We start from the raw sequence: 21,333 nt of genomic DNA, 5'->3' as shown, positions 1-21,333 counted from the left end.
GCGATGGGAAATTTTCCCGGGAGAGTCACTCGAGGAGGTGCGGGTTTACCGATGGGAAATTTTCCCGGGAGAGTCACTCGAGGAGGTGCGGGTTTACCGATGGGAAATTTTCCCGGGAGTGTCGTACGGTTCGACCTTGGCTTCTGCACTCGTGTTCGGTTTGAAACCCTGGTTTGTCCGGGAGGCGGTGGCTGAGGATTGAGTTTCAGCCGATTGGTTTTGTTTGTGAAGGAGAGTTGAGAACGAGGCTTACTGACACGTGCCGACCGCTTGTTTAGTGATGGCGAGCTTTTTAGAGCCTGGGGAGTTCGCGACTTGAAGACATTTTTGCGTGAGGACTGTGCGAAAATATCGGAGTCGTTGGTGAATGGCATCATCAAGCAAACAGCAGCGATGCCGATTTTTGCAGGTGAAAACATGAGATCACTCCTGTCCTGGTAGAAAAATCAGTGGCGGCCCGCCAAAGATGCTTTCAAACAGTTGCGTTCCTCATGCCAATTCAATCATGATTTTTTGCGCTCACTCACCTGTAGCATGCATGTGAATCTATAAGACGTCGTAAAGTGTTTTTAGTAAATGGGTTATGTTTATTAGTCTAAGATCCGTTGGTCGATGTGATGGCGAAAATCCTAACTCTGGTTCGGCAAAGGCCTACGTAAGGTGTATCCAAAGTGACTCAATATTAGGCGTGAGCGCTATCGATATGATGTCATTGTGTTTGTTTACTCACCAGTTCACTTGAGGTGTAGTTGCGACGGCAGATATGCTCAGATTTGCGTCCCGTGAACGGAGAAATGCTGAGGCTTGAACGTCTTTTTCTGTTTACGGTTATCCTTTGGTTTGCAGGATCGCATTGGCAAGGTTCGTAATGGTCAGGTCTATCAGCATCTTTGTCAGTCTGGTGATATTCACAGGCTGTTTGACGGTGACTGCGCCGGCTTTTAGTGCACAGGCGACTCCGGAAGATTTCTTTCGTCGCTGGGATCGCAACCGGGACGGGGCGTTGACGCCAAATGAACTTCCATCACGGTTACGTCGTATCTTTCCGAGAGTTGATCGGAACGGTGATGGAAAAGTGACGCCCGCGGAGCATCGTGCAGTCCCCGTGACCGATTCTGGTCAAACAGCGAAGGTCAACAGTCGACGGATCAAAGCAGATCAGGTGATCAGGATCGGTCAGCGATGGTACCAGGAACCAGACGGATTCAGTCGACAGGCGCTGGTCCGGCTTTCAAAGCAGACTCAGAAGCGTCACCCTGTGGTCATCATTTTTCACGGAAACGGAGGAACAGCAGAGGGAAGCCTGGCACGCTGGCAGTGGTTGAAGGACTACATCCTGGTTGCTCCGCAGGGGTATCAAAGATCCTGGAATGTGTACGGCGAGAGATCAGCAGCGCCGGATGTTGAATTCTTCCGTCTGCTGATTCAGGAAATCAGAAGAACAACACCGACGGCGGACCTGGATCGTGTGAGTTTGATTGGTTCTTCCAACGGTAGTGGGTTTGTTCAGCGTCTGATGATTGAAGTGGATGAAAGACCGTTTCAAAAGGTGATACTGCTGGTTGCCGGTCTGATTGATCAGCAGTACCACGACGGTCACTTCTGGGCGCCATCACAGAGCACTCGGATTTACGACAGGCAGCGGACTCCGAAGCCCGGTGTGCAGTTAATTTATGTTCATGGAACAGCGGATCGTGTTGTGCCTTACACAGGAGGTTATCGCAGCGGACGCTTTCTGCATCTTGGTGCCCAGGAGACTGCGTGGCACTGGGCCACGGCTTTCGGTTATTCGGGAGCGGCATTGAGTGACCGGGATGGTAAACGGGTGTCCCGCGGTATCTTCAGCTATGCCTATCCGGATGCTGGAGTGACCCATTACAAGCTTGATGGGGCGGGGCATGGTGTTGGACAATATTCTGCACAGGTGCATCGAATTGTGCAGGAATTTCTTGGTTCGAACACCGGCGAGTAAAAACGTCTGAAGTCATAGACGCTGACTTTCTCGCGAAGCATGCTGGTTGAGGAATTTTACGGGCAGTTTCTGCATCTCCTTCGGTGTTGGCGGGCTTGCGGCTTTGGAGTCCGTACCGGGATCACAGGGTGCCGGTAACTGTTTGTTCAACTCTGCGGACATCAGTGTTACGAAAGCCAACGCTGATACAAAAAACAAAGAATGCTGCCAAATCTCCCCGGATGTTTTGTCCGGTTAGCGTTACCTCAGTTGATACATCCGGAATTGCAGGCAAAACAATTCGTGCCAGGCGGCAAAACGACAGGGCATTCGGGAATGAAAACAATTTTCACCACGAGGTCCTGAAAAAAGTCTTACCGTTTTATCCGCTTTTGACTCGTTCTGTCTGACTGTCCCGTTTGCATCTTTTGTAAGTCGTCGGCGGCCAGCGACTTGTTGTGACGTCCTGAATAATGTGCCTTGTGTTTTTCACAGGGCTGTTCAGGTTTAAGTTCTGGCACGGATATCCCGGCGGCAGAACAAAACTTGCATCAACGAGGGTCCGTATGTTCTGCTTTCCGCCTGCTCCACGCTGTCGACGTAAATACAACGCTTCCTTCAATGGGACTCCCGCGGCCTTCTGTCAGTCCCTTGAACAGCGTTTGATGTTATCCGGTGTCACGAGTCTTAGCGGAGGCGAGCTGGTACCCGATCAGCTGAGTTCTGACGACACACAGAATGTGCCCATACAAAGTGTGCACCGGGCGCAGATCCCCGATCAGGTCTATGCACCGTATGTGGACACAACATTGTGGCCACTGTTCGACATTGTCAGCACTGCTCAGCAGCAAAATGTGAAACACTTCACACTGGCGTTTGTGGTTGCTGAGCCAGGCACCAACGAACCGAGCTGGGGTGGTTACTACGATGTGTCGTCTAATTTTCGCGGTGACGAGATTGCGGCCATCCGAGCCATGGGAGGTGAGGTCATGGTCTCGTTTGGAGGGGCGGCCGGAACAGAGCTGGCTGTGGCCATTCCGGATGTGAATCAGCTCACGGCGGCCTATCAGTCCGTGATTGATCAGTATCAACTTACCTGGATTGATTTTGACATCGAAGGTATGTGGGTACGCGATCAAAGTTCCATCGACCGTCGCTCTGCTTCGATTCGCGATTTACAGGCGGCTGCAGCTGCCGAGGGGCGTCCGCTTGAAGTGTGGTTCACACTGCCTGTGCTGCCATCCGGTCTGACACCGGACGGAGCTTATGTTATCGAATCGGCCCTGCGTTACGGGGTTGACATTGGCGGCGTCAATATCATGGCCATGGATTACGGAGACGGCGCGGCTCCGAATCCTGAGGGACAGATGGGGGCGTATGCCATTCAGGCTGCGGAAAGTCTGTTTGTTCAAATGCAGACCGCGTATCTCAATGCCGGAATCCAGCGCACGGAACAGGAACTCTGGACTCAGATCGGAGTCACTCCGATGCTCGGACAAAACGATGTGATGTCCGAACGGTTTTACATTGAAGACGCTCAGCAACTGCTGCAGTTTGCTACAGAAAAAGGTGTTGGCCTGCTGTCGGCATGGTCCGTCAATCGGGACAACCCCAGTGAAATACCGGGTACACTGGAATGGACGGCGAGTGGTGTGCCACAGGAACCGTTTGAGTTTTCGCAAACCTTTTTTCCATTCACCACCCCGCCTGGTATTGGTATCACCATCGACGACGTCACAGTCGTTGAAGGCAGTTCGGCCGGCGGGGAAATGTCATTTCTGCACACATCAGGAAATCAAATTCTGGATGCTGCCAGTCAGCCCGTTCAAATCACAGGTGTGAGCTGGTTTGGCATGGAAACAGACACCTTTGCTCCTCACGGGCTGTGGGCACGCAACTGGAAATCCATGATGGACCAAATGCGTGACACCGGGTTCAATACCATTCGTCTGCCATATTCCAATCAAATGCTGGATACCGGCAGTGTGCCCAACGGAATTGACTTTTCTTTGAATCCGGATCTGCAAGGACTGTCCGGTCTCGAAATTCTGGACCAAATCATTGCATACGCTGAACAAATTCAGATGCGGGTTATTCTGGACCACCATCGTTCCGACGCCGGTGCCGGACCGAATGGTAATGGACTCTGGTACACCGACGGCTACTCAGAAGAACGCTGGATTGCAGACTGGGTCATGCTGGCTGCACGTTACCAGGAAACTCCTGCAGTAGTCGGGGCTGATTTACACAATGAGCCCCACAGCACTGCCGAATGGGGCACTGGCAACACGGCGACGGACTGGCGTCTGGCGGCGGAACGGGCCGGAAATGCAGTTCTGGCAACCAACCCCAACTGGTTGATCATCGTAGAAGGGATTCAGAATTTCTCGGATGGATCGAGTTACTGGTGGGGCGGAAATTTATCTGAAGCGGGTGAGTCGCCGGTTCGTCTCAATCAACCCGACCGACTCGTGTATTCCCCGCATGCATACCCTGAATCGGTCTTTGCACAGGAATGGTTTAACGCTTCCGGTTATCCCGAGAACCTTCCCGAAATCTGGGACCAGACGTGGGGTTACCTGTATCAACAGAATACTGCTCCCATACTGCTGGGAGAATTTGGCAGTCGTCTTGAGTCCGTCTCGGACCAGCAGTGGATGCAGGTCATGGTCAGTTACCTTGGCGGAGATCTGAATAACGACGGGATCGGTGATTTGTCCGCAGGAGATTTGGGGATGAGCTGGACCTGGTGGTCCTGGAATCCCAATTCCAGTGACACAGGCGGGATTTTAGAAGATGACTGGCAGACGGTTCGTCAGGACAAGCTCAATTTACTTGCCCCCATTCAATTTTCCTTTCCGGATTTGCAGAACAGTCCGTCCACCATCGTTGATGTTGTGATTCGTCTGTCTTCGGCTGCCAGCGAACCGGTCACCGTGAACTACAAGACAACTGACGGCACAGCGACTGGTGTGGATGATTATACCCCCGTCGAAGGGGTGCTGTTGTTTGAGCCAGGAGAAGTGGCCAAAGTTGTTCGTCTGCAGGTCACCGACGATACGGTACAGGAATCGAACGAGGAATTTTTTCTTAACCTCTCCGATTCCGCAGGTGCAGATCTGCGTAACGACCGGGCAACGATCCGAATTCTTGACGACGACGGTCCAAATCCACAGCCGTTGCCGATCGTGAGCATCACTGACGCCGCTGTCACTGAAGGAAACAACGGTTTGACCCCGGTTTCTTTCGTGGTCAGCCTTTCACAACCAGCATTTGCAGATGTCACGTTTGAGTATGAAACCGTTGACGGGACTGCGACAGCCGGTACGGATTATCAGGCTGCTGCCGGACAAATTATTATTGCTGCCGGTGAAACGGATTCTGTGATTACCGTCAATATCCTGGGAGACACGCAGCAGGAAACCGATGAACACTTTTTGATCCGTCTGACGGGCCCTGAAAATGCAATTCCGGGCAGCAGTGAAGCCGTTGCCACGATTAAGGACAACGATCAGCCTGATGTACCGGCTGGAGTTGAATATGTGACAACAAGCGACTGGGGCAGCGGATTCAACGGAGAAATGACGCTCACAAATCTCAGCAGTCAGGCCTGGACAGAATGGACGATTGAGTTTGACTGGGACCGCAGTCTCACGCAGATCTGGAGTGGTGTCATTGTCAGTGAACAGGACGGGCGTTACCTCATTCGGAATGAATCGTGGAACAGTTCCGTCAGTCCTGGTCAGTCTGTGAGTTTTGGCTTTGGTGGCAACCCGGGGAATGTTACCGCGCCGCCACAAAACATTTTGGTGAATGGTGTCGCATCCGAGGAACAGTTGCCAACCCCTGAACCAATCCCTGAACTATTGGTCAGCGATGTGGATATGTTCGAGGGTGACACAGGAAACGCCACGGCAGAATTTGTGGTGACTTTGGCAGCAGCCTCGGGAACAGACATCACCTTGAACTACAGGACACTGGATGGAACCGCCACTGCCGGCATCGACTATCAATCCGTCAGCGGACAGTTGACGATTCCGGCCGGTGGAATCAGCGGGGTGGTCGTTGTCCCCGTGCTCGGGGACGGGAATCCGGAAAACGATGAGACGTTCTATGTGGAGTTTTCATCCGAGACTGACGAGGCGATCGCCACCGCTATCGGAACCGCAACACTTCGCAATGATGATTTCAGTGCTGGTGATCTTTTCGAATACGTTACTGTGACTGACTGGGGCAGCGGGTTTACCGGAGAAGTTACGCTTACCAACAACGGTAATGCTACCTGGGATAGCTGGACAGTGGAATTTGAGTGGGGTCGCCAAATCACTCAGGTCTGGAGCGGAACACTGATGGCAAACGCGGGAGACCGATACACAATTCGGAATGCCGGCTGGAACGGAAGTGTCGCCCCGGGACAGACTGTCAGTTTTGGATTTAACGGTACGTTCGGTAACGTCACTACTCCTCCGCAAAATGTAACAATCAACGGTACTCCGGTTGGTGATGGCATCGTCATTCCGGCGCCCGTTGAACTCAGTGTTGGCAGTGCCACTGTGACTGAATCGACGGAGCATGGCCAGGTGTTGAATTTTCCGGTGACTCTGTCGCGTCCCCTCACGTCAGCCGAAGAGGTTACGGTCGTCTATGCCACAGCCAGTGAATCCGCGACGGCGGGAGAAGACTTTGAATCTGTAGAGGGGCAACTCACATTTGCTGCCGGACAAATCGCCGCCGGAATCCAGGTTCCAATACTGGACGACGACATTATCGAAGGGGAAGAAACATTCAGGCTGGTCCTTGAAGAGATTACCGGCGCCGTCCCGGTTGCTGCTGAAGCGCAGGGAATTATTTTGGACAACGATGTCGTGGCGGCCTCACCCTCGGTGGACTGGCAGGTGACCAGTCAGTGGAGCACAGGATTTGTCGCTCAGGTGGTTGTCACCAATCCCGAGTCAGAGGTTTGGGAAGACTGGGTGCTGGAATTTGACTCCGAGGCAGAGATCACCCGTATTTGGGGAGCAGAGATTATCGAACGCACAGGAACGCGTTACCGCATTCGACCTGCAGCCTGGAATCAACAAATCTCACAGGGTGGTTCTGTCACTCTGGGTTATCAGGTCAGTGCGAATACTTTAGCTGAACCCACGAACATCGTGTTGACACCTTATCTGCAAAGTCCGGGTTGAGATCGAAGTTGAGCAGGAGCATCTTCGTCAGCGTTGCATGATTTCCTGTGTCCTGTCCATTTAATATTAACCAGGCGGATCCTGCTCATCAGAATCCGCTGTTTGCGCCTCCGCGGATGACAGCCGTGTTTTCACCTGCAGGTTGACTTTGAAGGTGTGCACAAACAGATTCCGTGTGCTGCACGAAACCTCGAAAGGCTATGCTCCGGAATGAACGCCTGATTGGACAGTGGAACCGCGGGCGGTGCTGCGAACTCCGGAATATTCGAATCGTAGTGTTCCTGGAGTGTCGGTACCGGCATGACCGGTTCCCTCGGCTGACACCCCGTTTGATTTTGTGAGGTTCAACTTTCGGACCCTAAACACCCTCGGTGAGTGTCCGTCATCCGGAAATACTGTTGATCACGGTCAAAAATTGAGCCTGACCCTGAGTGGTTGACGGTGGATCAGTCTGCAAATCACTGAATGGACCGGTCGTTTTAGTGCTTCCTGGAATTTCCTGGTCGGAATAGTGTCAGACGTTGTCCTGACTGAAGTTCATCCGGGTGCCTCGGACTTTGTCCTGCAGGTCTGCGGCTTTCATTGACCGTGTCAACGTGCGCCAATTTTCTTTGTTTTTGCCATGTGCAGGGTTACTGAGTCTGTTCAGAGAAAAAATCTCGGCCCGGCGAATCATGAGGACATCCGTATGGAAAGGGTGCCCTGTTGACCGTGAATCCAGATTTTTAACCCACGATACCGGTCTGTCTGTGAGTGAAAACAACGGGACGTCATTCATTTGAGTGTTATTCACGGGGCACGACGACGGAGGTCAGTGAATTTACCGGTCGGTCAACGGTGTTTTTCGCTGTTCCTGATCAAAACTCGTTCCATGACCTGGGTAAATGTCACGGTGAATTTATCAACGACTGACCAGGGGACTTCCATCTGAACATCGCTTGAAGAGAATCGCCGGATCGATTAGTTACGCCACAATGACCCAATGGATCCATCTGACCGGCGACCGGTAACCTGCCAGATTTTCGGTCGAATGTCCTTCGGGTGAATTCGCTTTTTGCACCATGATTCCGGGACTCCAAGTCACCATGAGTTCATTCACGAAATATTCGATTCTGGTTCTGTTCATGATTCTGCCGTTGTTTGCCTCCGGGTGCATCAGAAGACAGGGCGACGATGTCGGCAGTGAAGAACATGGAATGGAAACGGACTCCGGACCGGATAGTCTTCCGTTTGCATCCGAAGGTCCTTCCATCCGGACTATTGCTGAAGTTAAATCGGAACTGGAGGCGAACGGCGGGGATATGGTGCCGCTATTTGAGTCGGTGCCCAACCTGCTGGCGGAGTACATCGGGCAGGACACAGATCAGTTAACCAGGCTCAACGAACAACTTCTAAAAACCCATAATGAGCGAAAGAAAATCGGTCAGGCGAAGCAGCCCGAAGAGGAATCTGTTGAAAACGGCGGTAACGATGACGGTCAGTTCCGCCTGGGTGATCTGGTTCCGATGGCAGACGAGGACTTTCCTGAACTGACTGACCTGCTCAACGACAACACCTGGGTTGACAAGCCTGTTGTGGATTCCACCCGGTTGATGATGCAGCGGCAGGAGCAGGAGAAACCGCTGGCGACTGTCCAGGAAGCCCTGGAATTGAGAAATGACTCGCCCGAACTCAATATGAAAATTCGTTCGGCTATGGGACGACTGGCGTCCGGGAACACCGCAGTCGATTTTGACGCTACCTGGTACCGGCATACTTCAGGCGACGTCAAAAGCACCAACCCGATTATGATCAGTTCGACCGCGGAGTTTGATGTTTCCGGTCTGACCAGTTTTGGATTAATGGGATTCGACTGGACTTTCACTCCGTTTGCCAGCAACGACACGGTGGTTTCCTGGCAGAGCAGTGAAAATGGTCTGCTGGACAAAGTCGTGATGCGTGACGATGTCTACTGGTCCGACGGAACAAGGATCACGGCTCACGATGTCGAATTTTCTTACCGCGTCATTATGTCTTCCAAAGTACCTGTACCGGCGGTTCGCAGCGGAACAGACCAGTTGCAGGGTGTGAAGGCCTACGATGACCGGACCATCGTATATTTTCATCCGGCTCCCCTGGCAACGAATGTCTGGAATATCAACTTTCCCGTCCTGCCCAAACACATCTATGAGAAATCTGTTGCCGAAGATCCAAGTCTTGCAGCCAGCGAATACCACGTCTCTATGGACGAGGACCCGGTGACAGGCGGACCATACGTGATCACCAAACGAACCCGGGGCCAGGAGATCGTGCTGGAACGTCGCGACAGTTACCACACCGTCAACGGCAAACAGGTCCGTGATGTCCCGCACTTCAAAAACATTCGATTCGCAATCATTGAGGATCCGAGCACGGCACTGCTGTCGATGAAGAAGGGCGACATTGAGGAGATGCAACTCACGCCCGAGCAGTGGAAGGAACAATCGAATGACGAGGAGTTCTACGGGAGGAATACCAAGGTCTATGACATTGAGTGGGTCTACTTCTATTTTGGCTGGAATAATCGATCGCCGTTTTTTCGCGATGTGAGAGTTCGCCGGGCAATGAGCTTGGCGTTCAATCATGCGGAGATGATGGAACGCCATCGCAAGGGCATGGACGAACAGTCCCAGGGAATTTTTCATCGTACCAGTCCGTGGGCTCCGGAAGAACTGCCACCCGCCTTTCAGCAGGATCTGGATACGGCTGAGGATCTCTTGGAGTCTGCCGGCTGGGAAGATACCGATGGTGACGGAATTCTGGACGGCATGGCTTTCCTGGATAATGAATTTGACGGACAACTCGAAGGAGTCAGAAGGTTAAAGTTTGAGTTCACGATTGCGGTCAGCAACAGATCGGATCGAATTGCTCTGTGTGAGCTCCTTCGCGAAAACCTGGATCAGATTGGGATTATCTGCGATGTTCGGCCGGTGGAATTTACCGTATTGCAGCAAATGGCGCGGGACCACAAATTCCATGCGCAGTTCGCAGGTTGGGGGACCGGTACCGATCCTGATACCAGTGAGAATCTGTGGACCACAAAGGCGATCGACAGCGGACGCAACTACGTGGCCTACAGCAGTGCGGAAATTGACCAGCTGTTTCAGGACGGAAAGTACGAACTCGATCCGGAAAAGCGACGCAGGATTTATCAGGACATTCACCGGAAACTTTATGAGGATCAGCCGTACACCTGGCTGTTCTACCGGAACGCATACTTTGCGTTTAGTAAGTCACTCAGAGGGTACAACTTCAGTCCGCGTGGTCCCTACAATTACGGCCCCGGCCAAGGCACGATCTTCAAGTCTCCGGGCCTGCAATAAGGTTCTCACGATCACACGTGAGTCCCGGCAGGACCGGGCCTTGACACTTTGGGCCTCGACACTGTGGGCACGGACGCGGCGCTGGTAACAGTGTTGCCTGGGAAAAGGTTACGCATATGCTCAGCTATTTGGTTCGTCGCCTGCTGATTGGGCTGCTGACGCTGTGGCTGATCACATGTCTGATCTATGCGCTGATTCGTTTAATGCCCGGCAGTCCGCTGGACACGGATCCGGCGATGATGGATCCGAGCAAGATGCCCAGTAAAGCCGATATCCAGCGGATGCAGGAGGTCTACGGACTGGATAAACCGCTGCACGAGGCCTACTGGCACTGGCTAAAGAATGCCGTCCGACTGGATCTCGGGACCAGTTACTCTCAGAAGAAGCCGGTGGCAGAACTCATTGGTGACCGGGTCGGTCCTACACTGCAGCTTTCGGTGACATCCCTGCTGCTCAGTTATCTGCTGGCGGTCCCCATGGGGCTGTATGCAACCGTGCGCAGTGGTCGGGCTGATGAACGGGGTCTTAGTTTTTTACTTTACACCCTGTATTCATTTCCGTCTTTTGTCGCTGCATTGTTTTTGCAGTTGTTGTTCGCCGTGAAGCTGGAGGGAACGTGGTTCGGGCTTCCGCTGTTGGGCAATCATTCGAACGCATACGAGGAACTGACAGAAATGGACCGCGTGTGGGATTCTTTTAAACACATGATTTTACCGGTCACCTGCTTCACCTACGGCAGCTTGGCCTACTATTGCCGTTTTGTGAAAGCAAATATGGAAGAGGTAATCCGTCAGGATTACATCCGCACGGCACGTGCCAAGGGACTGGGACCGATTCGGGTTTTGATCCATCACGCCTTTCGCAATACATTGATTCCCTTTGTGACTCTGCTTGGGTTGACTCTGCCGAGCCTGCTCGGCGGGGCCATCATTCTTGAAGGGATCTTTAACTGGCCTGGGATGGGACGATTGTTTTTCATGTCGATTCTTCAGCGGGATTATCCGACAATCATGAGCCTGACACTGATGTTCTCAATCCTGACGCTGTTGGGACAGCTGATGGCCGACATCCTTTATGCGTTTGTCGATCCTCGCATCAGGTTCACCTGATGCGTTATGGTCCTGACCAGGTTTGGTTTACTGTGCATCAACGTTCCGACCGGTCGTTCTGAACATGCAGAAAAATGGTGAAATTCGCAACAGAAGACTTCAGCCATGAACCGGAATGACTCTGATCGAGTGATAGTGTCGGCAGGTTTCTGGGAGCAATCCTGGCAGCGGTTCCGACGACGCCGGCTCAGCATGCTGGCTCTGTACTTCATCGGATTTCTTTCGGTGATTGCGATCTTCTCGCCAATGATCGCCGGTACCAAACCGATCGTGTGTCAATACAAGGGACAACTCTATTTTCCCTGCATGGGTTACTATAATCGCACCTGGGAAAATCCTGTGTTCCAGAAGGACCGTTTCCGACGTGTCTATCCTGGAAATCTAGAGAAAAAAGATCCGGACAGCTGGGCGATTTGGCCGCTGGTTTACCAGGATCCGTACCGACCGGTTCGCAAGGGCGAATGGAGCGGGATGGACGAAAACCCGTACGGTTCAGAAGGCCGACCTACCGGTCAGAACTGGTTTGGGACCTACAAAACCGGGTTTGATGTTTTTGCCAGTATGGTACACGGAACACGAATTGCGCTACTGGTGGGATTTGTTTCCACCGGCATTGCGGCAGTCATTGGCATCACGATGGGAGCTGTTGCCGGATACATAGGTGGTATCGTTGACATCGTGATCAGTCGCCTGATCGAAGTGGTTATGTGTATTCCGGCTTTGGTCCTGATCCTCTGTCTGCAGGCTGTGATTGATAAGGTCAGTATCTGGAACATCATGATGCTGCTGGGCCTGACCGGATGGACCGGCATGGCTCGTCTGACCAGGGCCGAGTTTCTTAAACTGAAGGAAACTGAATTTGTAGCCGCGGCACGTTGTCTGGGAGTCGGTCGGGCTCGAATCATGTTTCGCCACGTGCTTCCGAACGCGCTGGCGCCGGTGATGGTTCCGATTGCCTTCGGTATTGCCGGAGGGATTCAGACCGAGGCGGCTCTGAGCCTGCTGGGTTTCGGTGCTCCTCCTCCCAATCCCAGCTGGGGCACGATCCTCCATTCGGGGCGGGAGACACTGCAGTCCGGTTACTGGTGGCAACTGGTCTTTCCGGGCATGGGAATTTTCCTGACTGTCCTGGCTTACAACCTCATCGGTGAAGGCATTCAGGAAGCAACGGACCCACGCCTTGCTGATCCGGGGAATTAGATTGCTATGACTACTGTCATCGACGTCAGAAATCTGCAGACTTGGTTCCACAGCGACCGTGGTGTGGTGAAAGCGGTCGACGATGTCTCATTTAGGATCGAACCCGGACACACCCTGGGTGTTGTCGGGGAATCCGGGTCTGGTAAGTCCGTTACATCGCTGACCATCATGCGACTGCTGGCTGCCACTGCCCAGGTGCACTCAGGCAGCATTTCGTTTCTGGGGCGGGACCTGATTGGTCTGCCTGAAAGAGAGATGCGAAAGATACGCGGTGCCGAGATCAGTATGATTTTTCAGGAACCCATGTCTTCACTGAACCCGGTGCATCAGGTTGGGCACCAGGTGATGGAAGCAATCGTGCAGCATCAGCAGGTCAACAAGGCCGAAGCCCGAGAACGAACGATCCGGCTGTTTGAAGAAGTTGGTATCCCTGATCCGGAGTCGCGGCTGACTTATTATCCTCACCAGATGTCCGGGGGGCAGAAGCAGCGCGTGATGATCGCCATGGCTCTGTCCTGCAATCCCAGCCTGCTGATTGCCGACGAGCCGACCACGGCCCTGGACGTAACGATTCAGAAACAGATCCTTGATCTGATTCGCGAACTGCGAGACCAGCGCCAGATGGCAGTCCTGTTTATTACCCACGATTTGGGAGTTATCGCCGAAATTGCTGACCATGTGATCGTGATGTATCAGGGCAAGGTTATGGAACAGGGCAATGTGCTGGATCTCTACGAAAATCCCCGGCATCCCTATACCAAAGGTCTGCTGGCCTGTCGTCCGCGACTCGACTCTCCCTACAAAAGGTTGCCAACCGTGTCCGACTATATGGATACAGCCAGGCATGCCGACGGTGAGATTGAGATTACCGAAAAGGCGCTGACGGAGGAGCGTTCGGACTATTTCAGGAATCATGGCCGTGGCCGATTGCTCCATCCCGGACACCAGCTCAAAGAACTCGGATTCGAAGATGATCCCGTTTCTTTGGGACGTGAGGCCGACACCATCGATGCCGGGCAGGCTCCCCTGGTGAGTGTACGAAATCTGGAGGTCCATTTTCCGGTGCGGAGTGGCGTGATGATGCGGACCGCCGGATATGTCAGGGCGGTTGACGGGATAACGTTCGATGTGTATCGGGGGCAGACGCTGGGACTGGTGGGGGAAAGCGGTTGCGGCAAGACCACAACCGGACGAGCGTTGCTGAGACTCGTTAGAGCCACTTCCGGAACAATGCACTTCGACGGACTGGATATCAGTACACTGGGCCGAACAGAACTGAAACGGCTCCGGAACCGAATGCAGATCATCTTTCAGGATCCGTACGGATCAATGAACCCAAGGATGACCGTGCAGGCGGCCCTTTCCGAACCGATGTCACTGCACGGAATCGGCACGTCCCGCCGTGATCGTGTCGATCGAGCAGCTACCCTGCTGGAGGAAGTGGGGCTGCTGACGGAGCACCTGGGCCGTTACCCTCACGAATTTTCCGGAGGCCAGCGCCAGCGAATCTGCATCGCCCGGGCTCTGGCGGTCGAACCGGAATTTATTGTATGTGACGAATCGGTTTCGGCACTGGATGTTTCGGTGCAGGCTCAGGTTCTCAACCTGCTCAACCATTTGCAGGAAAGCCGCGGGCTGACTTATATCTTCATTAGTCACGATCTGTCAGTGGTCAAATTCATGGCCGACATGATGGCAGTTATGAAAGACGGCAGGTTCGTGGAGTTTGGTCCGTCTGAGGCGATTTACCGAAATCCGAGAGAGGACTACACACGCGAGTTGATCGCCGCCACACCCCGCGATGATCTGGATCACATCCGGGAGCTGGTCAGTCGTCGCAGGCAAATTCGCGGTGCCGACCAGAGCTGAAAACCAGGTTCCGGTTCATCTGATGGAGCATCGACTGATCTCTCAGGCAGCAGTCTGAATGCATTTCCCGAATGGTGATCGATGATAACGGAATTGGCCTTTGCAACTTCAGCTCGTGATACGGCAGAGGATGATGATGGGCGTGTCACGGGACGTGATAGCACGACCAGCTGACCCGATTTGTGTCGTCCGGCAGAGTGAGGAAAAATAGAAAAAGACGGGAGTCGTAAGAATGTGATGCGAAGAAACGGTCGGTCACAGTTGGCTACGGTTCCGATTGCAGGCCGATACTACGATCTTTATTCTTCATGAAAGAATTTCACAACGACCTTCAGAAGCGGGAGTCGTCTTTCAATGGCCAGAAGGAAATCACTTCGTCCCTCCGGATGGAAATGGGCCGAGAATCTCAGTCATGATCTCGGTGTGCAGGTTGACGATATGATCTGGGTCTCAGGTATGATCGCGTTTGACCCGGACGGCAATCTGGTAGGAGAAGGAGATGTCAGGGTTCAGGCCGACAAAGTCTTTTCGAACATTGCTGAGATTCTCGCTGTCGGTGGTGCAACACTGAACGACGTCGTAAAAATCACGGCGTGGCTCACTGATTTCAGCAACTACTCCGGGTACAACGAAGCTCGCACTGCTGCGTTCCCGGACCGGTTACCGGCCAGCGCCACGGTTCATTCACCGCAATTGGTATTTCCCGGTCTGCTTGTGGAAATCGAAGCCGTGGCAGTCGTGAACTCAGATTGATTCAAAGCCGTCAGCCGTGTTCCGTTCGATGATGCAGCCATTCCGTCAGTTTCGGGAACACTTCGTTCTGTGCGTGCGTTCCGCGAATCAACTGACCATGGGTCAGATCTTTGCTGAAACCCTGCGATTTTGCGCACAGGATCCACGTTTTTTTATCAGCACCGATGGAGTCATAGATCGCACGACAGCCTGCAACCGGAGCAATCGAATCCTGGGCACCGGCAACGACGGCAACAGGTACAGTGAGATCTGCCAGGGCGGCCATGTAGTCCAGCCCATCGGTGCCCAGCCACTGGCGGGTCATGTTCCACTTTGCCCACTGCAGCAGCAGTCGCGTGGGTTCATGGTCATTTCCCACCGGCAAAATAAATTTGGGAGTCCGGTTCATCAACATGGTGATGCTCCACAGCACAGCTCCCGCCACCTTGTCTCGGAATCGAAGTGCTGCGTGAGTTGATTGAGTTCCGATTGTGACAATTCCCGCGAACTGCGACTGTTGTTCACTGTGTCGACTCAGGTACATCAGCGGCAGATGTCCTCCACCGCTGTGTGCCACCCAAAGGACTCTCTGTTGCTGTGTTTCACGGAGAACCGTATCCACGGCTGCAGGCAAATCATTGAATGCTGCGTATTCAAAATTCTGTCTGGAGCTGGCAGCCTGACTTTGACCATGTCCGGCCCACTCCAGTAACCAGCAGTCAAATCCATTGTCCGCCAGGAACTTTCCTAGTGTGCGTACAGTGTTGACGTTGGAAATGGTGCCGTGAGCCACAATAACGGGTGGTCTATCGGAATGCTGACCCGCAAGTCGGTAAAGCGCAATCCGCCCGCCGTTTTCCATGTTCACCAAATGCAGCGTTTCACTCATTGTCGGGCCATCATACGGGAGCTCAATCTGAACTGTTCCCTTCCAAAATTAAAGCTGTCGTGTTTCTCACAATCCGGTTCGCACTGATCAAAATAATGAAGCCGCACCCGACCGTGTCTCCGCAGATGCAGCAAAGGTTAAGGCCGACCGCAGTTGCCGTTCGGTCATCGAGTAATCCTGCGTCGCGTACTGAACCAGTCGGCAGGGAAAACAGGGTTGTGTCGTCCTATCTGCTTCTCCTGATATTGCAAATCCTCTCATCAATTGCCATTCTGTGTAAAAATATTGTCAGAGAGTCTGACTATGGTTAAACGCCGGTCAGCTCCGGAATGTGAACCATGCTGACCATTTACGATCGAACGGTTTGTCACTGCGACGGAATGACACGGCGTCAGTTTCTGACGGCGGGATCCGCGGGTCTCGGAGGTCTGTGTCTCTCCGATCTGCTTCGGGCTGAAGCAGACGTCGGAATTGCGTCGTCGAACAAGGCTATCATCAACATTCATCTCGACGGTGGTCCACCGCAGCTGGACACCATCGATATGAAGCCTCATGCTCCTCGTGAAATCCGTGGCGAATTTCTGCCGATTCAAACCAGTCTGCCGGGTTTCCGGATCTGTGAGTTGTTTCCAAAACTCGCGGTGACTGCCGATCGCTTTTCATTTATTCGTTCACTGGTCGGGTCGGCAGGAAAGCACGATGCGTTTCAATGCCAAAGCGGCTTCTCCCACACGGACCTCCAGTCAGTGGGCGGCCGTCCCGCGATGGGTTGTGTAATCAGTAAGCTCGCAGGATCCCGGGATGATCATTCACCGGGGTTCGTGGATCTGATGCAGGGTCGGCCCCTCGTTCGAAACAGCGGGCGCCCCGGTTTTTTGGGTCCGTCGTATGGTCCGTTTCGGCCGGAACTTTCGGATCTGTTCAGTCGCCCGCTGGAACCGGCGATGGAGGGTGAGTTAGCTCGGTTGGGAAGCAACCATACCACCCGTCTGACGCTGAATTCCGATCTTTCACTGGAACGTATCAAAAATCGGCGACAACTGCTTGCGGGGCTGGATGGCATCAAACGTGAAATCGATGCTGCGGGAATGATGGATGCCGTGGACGGCTTCACACAACAGGCGGTCAGCATTTTGACATCGGGCCGATTTGCAGCGGCACTGGATTTTAACCTTGAGCCGGAAAATGTTCTGGCTCGGTATCGGGCTCCGGGGGACACGGTGGAACGATTCAGCACCAGTGAGAGTCCGGAAGGTTCTCTGAAGCTGCTGCTGGCCAGACGCCTGATCGAAGCGGGTGTCCGTGTGGTCAGTCTGACACTGAGTGATTTCGACACGCATTCAAAGAATTTTCCGCGGATGAGGCAAATGGCACCCATCGTGGATCATGGTCTGACGGCCCTGATAGAGGATCTGGACGAACGCGGGATGCTGGACGATGTTACGGTGATCGCGTGGGGTGAGTTTGGGCGATCACCCCGAATCAACAAAGATGGTGGTCGTGACCACTGGCCACAAGTCGGTCCGGCGATCATAGCGGGAGGCGGCTGTCGGTCCGGACAGGTCATTGGCAGCACAGACCGCCAGGCAGGGGTTCCTGTCAAACGCCCCGTTCACTACAAGGATGTCTTTGCCACGCTCTATCACAATCTTGGTATTGATGCATCAAAGACAACGATCGATGACCTTCGCGGTCGCCCCCAGTACCTGCTGGATGGCGGGAAACCGATTCGAGAACTGGTTTAGATGCCGCAGGATGGTTACCTGGAGATTTTAAAAGCCGGGACCTTAACCAATGACGACTCGTAAGTTGCAAAAGACTGAGCTGTCAGGCGCGTTTATCGTTTGTGACCCGGATTGGCGCAAGAAGATATTTTTTGGCGGCTTATTACTTCTGTTTTTTCATCCCGTCGGATGGCCTGCCGCGCTGGGATACCGAAAAGAACTCATATCAAATCTCTCGTCCGGAACTCACCCTGTTCTTCCCGAATGGAAGGGACGTATTGTCTATTTTTTTATCGAGGGGCTTAAGGCGATGGGAGTCATTTTTGGTTACCTCTCGCCACTTTATGTTGCACTGGTGTTTCTTCTGCTTGTCAATGGTGTTCAACCCAATCAGTATTGGCTGTATACGGGTTTGTTATTTGCCGCATGCACGATTTTCTCAACTTTATCGTTCCCGTCGGTTCTGATCTATTGGACATTATTCTCGGACGGCTATCGCATCCCTTTCGAGATTTGTCTGCTACTACTTGGTGTTTTCGGACTGGTCATCTTTTTTATTCCATCCGCGTTTCTTCAAGTCTCAAAGAGTGGCCGATATCTGTCTGCCTTCAATCTCCTGGCTGCGTTTTCCACGTTAGTGAAACATTTTCGGGCGTATGTGCTGGCTTGGTATCACTCAGCGCTGATGAGTCTCTCAGGCCACTTTGCTCTTCTCTTTGCGCCATGGGGGGTTGTCTGGTGCTATCTCGCTATCATCTATGAATTTAATTCAATACTGCAAAATGATCGCGATGTGGATTCTTCCCGGTCCTGGTTTTACAGACTTGAGGAATCCGAACATCTTGTTGTTCAGCCTACGCGCCGGGCTGCAGTCTACCAATGCTTAAATCCGGCAGACGCCGTTCCTTGTTTAATGATTAAGGTCGGCCCTGTTGTCATTCCTCTCCCGCAGATCATTGGACAATACGTATTCCGTGAGACGGACTGATGGAAATTGCATTAATGATAATGGTGGCGCAAGGTGTGCTGGGAGCATTCGATACTCTGTACTACCACGAATATGTCTATCGATTGCCGATTCATGGCCCCAAAGTCGGAGGTGAGCTTCAACTTCACGCGTTCAGAGATTTCGTATACGGAACACTTTTTCTCACGTTACCTTTTGTAAAATGGCAGGGATTGTTGGCTCTGGTTCTTGGCCTGTTAATCGTTCTCGAAATTTGCATCACTATTTGGGATTTCAACATTGAGGTCATCGAGAGAGCGGAGATTGGCGGTGTCGCCAACGAGGAACGTGGCTTACATCTCATTATGGCGGTTGTCTACGGTTTCTTTCTCGCGCACTTTATTCCGAATCTGTGGAACTGGGTTTCTCTACCGACCGGATTCAGCTCCCAGGAGGAACTCCTGCCGTGGATCATGATTGTCTGCGTCTTTTTTGGGATCGGGGTCATTCTCTCTGGAATAAGGGACCTGGCTGCTTCCAGAGGGCTGAAAACGTTCCAGGTGGACTTGTTTGGACGTGGTGCTTCCGATGATGTGAGTGTTACATAACACACAGGTTGACCGGGGTTTGGGCCCTGCAGGGGAGGGGCCCGACCTGGCGAACGTTAAGTGCATCGCCCTGTAGAAACTTCCATCATTAAGTCGTCATCTCAGTCGCCAAGGCGGAGTTTCATCACGAGGCTTGTCCGTCCGGGGTGCTGCTTTTAACGGCTAGAACCCGCCAAACAGCAATTTCAATGTTTGATGTTGAATGGCCCGGCAGGTGAAGTCCAGACCGATTGTTTTGGTCAGTACAGTGGCCTTGCGGGTTGGACGAAGCACAAACGCAGTAAACGTTAGTTCCTGCAATTGACTGTTAATTGTCGTCTGATCTGACTTCCCGCATTTTATGCAGACGAATGAATCTCATATTTCAGGCAGGATTCCAGATCAGCATGTTGGAACTGAAATCCGATTCGTGTGAGTACTTCCGGGACCACGTGAGCGCTACTCAGCAACAGATCCTCTGCCATCTCACCGAGCATCAGTTTTGCGGCGAAGCCAGGCAAAGGAAAAATCGTCGGACGATTCAGAACGTTGCCGAGGACTTTGGTAAACTGACGATTGTTTACGGCGTTCGGACTTACGGCATTGACCGGGCCTTGCAGAGATTTATTGGTGATTGCTTCCTGCAAAATGGCAACCACGTCCGGAAGTCCGATCCAGCTCCAGTATTGATTCCCGTTGCCAACGATGCCACCGAGACCAAACCTGAACGGTGTCAGCATTTTGGCCAGGGCCCCACCTTGAGTGCTGAGTACGACACCGATTCGTACACAAACGACCCGCATGCCGGCCGATTCGGCTGTGGTTGCTGCCTCTTCCCAGTCACGGCACACCTCAGCCAGAAATCCGCTACCGGGATCTGATGATTCTGTCAGCTGTTCGCTGCCTCGGTTCCCATAGATTCCAATTGCCGATGCACAGATAAACGTTGCAGGGGGCCGATTCATTTGTGTCAGTGATCGAACCAGATTGCGAGTAGCCTGGACCCGACTTCCACGAATTCGCTGTTTTTGAGCTGCTGTCCAGCGTCCGGAAGCGATGTTTTCACCTGCCAGATGAACAACCGTATCGACCCCGTCAAGAGTCTGAGGATCACAGACTCCCTGTTTGTTTGGATCCCAAAACACATCGGAGCCTTCCGGCTGACGGGTACCCCGCTGTAACGGGATCACCGTGTGTCCCTGATTGCTTAAGTCTGTCGACAGACTCGATCCGATCATCCCTGAGGCGCCGGTAATTGCGATGACTTGCGTAGCCTGACTCACAATCCTTCCCTTCTCCACTGTTGATATCTGATCCACAGAATGAGGTTTAAACCGCAGAACAGGATTCATCCTAACAGAGAATCAGGGCACCTGCACATTTCACACGGCCCATCTGCCGAACCTGGACTCAACACGAGACCATGCAAATGTATTCCCATGTGCCAGAGCCTTTAATGAAACGTCCGGCAACAGTTCGCCCGGGCAACAGGAATCGACGTGAAGGTTACACACATCGGACTGATTACTGACACCGAAGCCTCACAGACGTTCATAAAGAGGCTTCGACAGACTGAAATTTGACCTGATTTCCCATTCTCATCTGTAAAGGATCTCAGACATCTGAGGCAGGAACAGGACCCACAACTGAGACCGGTGGAGATCTCCATGACCAAATCGGCTATTCCTTTTTTTTTGAGGGACAACCAGCCACAATTACTGCCGGACGGAGTCTCTGCAGCCGCAGAGACCACCGATCGCGGAAAACACGGTTGTTCCCGGTTACTTTCCCGCCAGGAA

Annotated in this window: 13 protein-coding genes; 11 read left to right on the top strand and 2 right to left on the bottom strand. The window is 52.9% G+C overall.

The window, feature by feature from the left end; all coding sequences use genetic code 11:
• The 8 genes from MK110_10295 to MK110_10260 all read left to right on the top strand — a co-directional run.
• A partial coding sequence (locus tag MK110_10295; protein ID MCH2211684.1) for a hypothetical protein occupies window positions 1–195 on the top strand: 195 nt, incomplete at its 5' end.
• Between the two features lie 730 nt (window positions 196–925).
• Window positions 926–1,972 carry a hypothetical protein gene (locus tag MK110_10290; protein ID MCH2211683.1) on the top strand — a complete coding sequence of 349 codons (1,047 nt, stop codon included), beginning with the start codon at window positions 926–928 and terminating at the stop codon, window positions 1,970–1,972.
• 644 nt (window positions 1,973–2,616) lie between these two features.
• Complete coding sequence (locus MK110_10285; GenBank protein ID MCH2211682.1) at window positions 2,617–7,137, top strand: cellulase family glycosylhydrolase; 4,521 nt, start codon at window positions 2,617–2,619, stop codon at window positions 7,135–7,137.
• Window positions 7,138–8,222: 1,085 nt separating this feature from the next.
• Entirely contained in the window at window positions 8,223–10,478 is a 2,256-nt protein-coding gene (locus MK110_10280; protein ID MCH2211681.1) for an ABC transporter substrate-binding protein, read from the top strand.
• Window positions 10,479–10,594: 116 nt separating this feature from the next.
• Window positions 10,595–11,587 (top strand): ABC transporter permease, encoded by a 993-nt coding sequence (locus MK110_10275; protein ID MCH2211680.1) that lies wholly within the window; start codon window positions 10,595–10,597, stop codon window positions 11,585–11,587.
• 105 nt (window positions 11,588–11,692) lie between these two features.
• The gene (locus MK110_10270; protein ID MCH2211679.1) at window positions 11,693–12,787 is read left to right on the top strand and encodes an ABC transporter permease; all 1,095 of its coding nucleotides are present in this window, start codon (window positions 11,693–11,695) and stop codon (window positions 12,785–12,787) included.
• Window positions 12,788–12,793: 6 nt separating this feature from the next.
• Window positions 12,794–14,656, top strand: coding sequence for an ABC transporter ATP-binding protein (locus MK110_10265; GenBank protein ID MCH2211678.1), 1,863 nt, complete (start codon window positions 12,794–12,796; stop codon window positions 14,654–14,656).
• Window positions 14,657–15,010: 354 nt separating this feature from the next.
• A complete protein-coding gene (locus MK110_10260) occupies window positions 15,011–15,409 on the top strand; it encodes a RidA family protein (protein ID MCH2211677.1) in 399 nt (132 codons plus the stop codon).
• Window positions 15,410–15,419: 10 nt separating this feature from the next.
• On the opposite strand, the gene MK110_10255 is transcribed toward MK110_10260, so the two are convergent.
• The gene (locus MK110_10255) at window positions 15,420–16,277 is read right to left on the bottom strand and encodes an alpha/beta hydrolase (protein MCH2211676.1); all 858 of its coding nucleotides are present in this window, start codon (window positions 16,275–16,277) and stop codon (window positions 15,420–15,422) included.
• 338 nt (window positions 16,278–16,615) lie between these two features.
• Between MK110_10255 and MK110_10250 the strand changes: the two genes are divergently transcribed.
• The 3 genes from MK110_10250 to MK110_10240 are packed head-to-tail and all read left to right on the top strand — an operon-like array spanning window position 16,616 to window position 19,555.
• The gene (locus tag MK110_10250) at window positions 16,616–18,022 is read left to right on the top strand and encodes a DUF1501 domain-containing protein (protein ID MCH2211675.1); all 1,407 of its coding nucleotides are present in this window, start codon (window positions 16,616–16,618) and stop codon (window positions 18,020–18,022) included.
• Between the two features lie 49 nt (window positions 18,023–18,071).
• Window positions 18,072–18,989, top strand: coding sequence for a DUF4013 domain-containing protein (locus tag MK110_10245; GenBank protein MCH2211674.1), 918 nt, complete (start codon window positions 18,072–18,074; stop codon window positions 18,987–18,989).
• Window positions 18,989–19,555, top strand: a complete 567-nt coding sequence (locus MK110_10240; GenBank protein ID MCH2211673.1) for a hypothetical protein — start codon at window positions 18,989–18,991, stop codon at window positions 19,553–19,555. The genes MK110_10245 and MK110_10240 overlap by 1 nt, the downstream gene beginning before the upstream one ends.
• A 338-nt stretch (window positions 19,556–19,893) precedes the next feature.
• Here the strand turns inward: MK110_10240 and MK110_10235 are convergent, their stop codons facing one another.
• The gene (locus MK110_10235) at window positions 19,894–20,817 is read right to left on the bottom strand and encodes a TIGR01777 family oxidoreductase (GenBank protein ID MCH2211672.1); all 924 of its coding nucleotides are present in this window, start codon (window positions 20,815–20,817) and stop codon (window positions 19,894–19,896) included.
• Window positions 20,818–21,333 lie beyond the last annotated feature (516 nt).

Origin of the sequence: Fuerstiella sp. (genome assembly GCA_022447225.1) — a bacterium.
GTDB lineage: Bacteria > Planctomycetota > Planctomycetia > Planctomycetales > Planctomycetaceae > S139-18.
The sequence above is the reverse complement of the archived record's forward strand: the minus strand, read 5'-3'. Positions and strand labels throughout refer to the sequence as shown.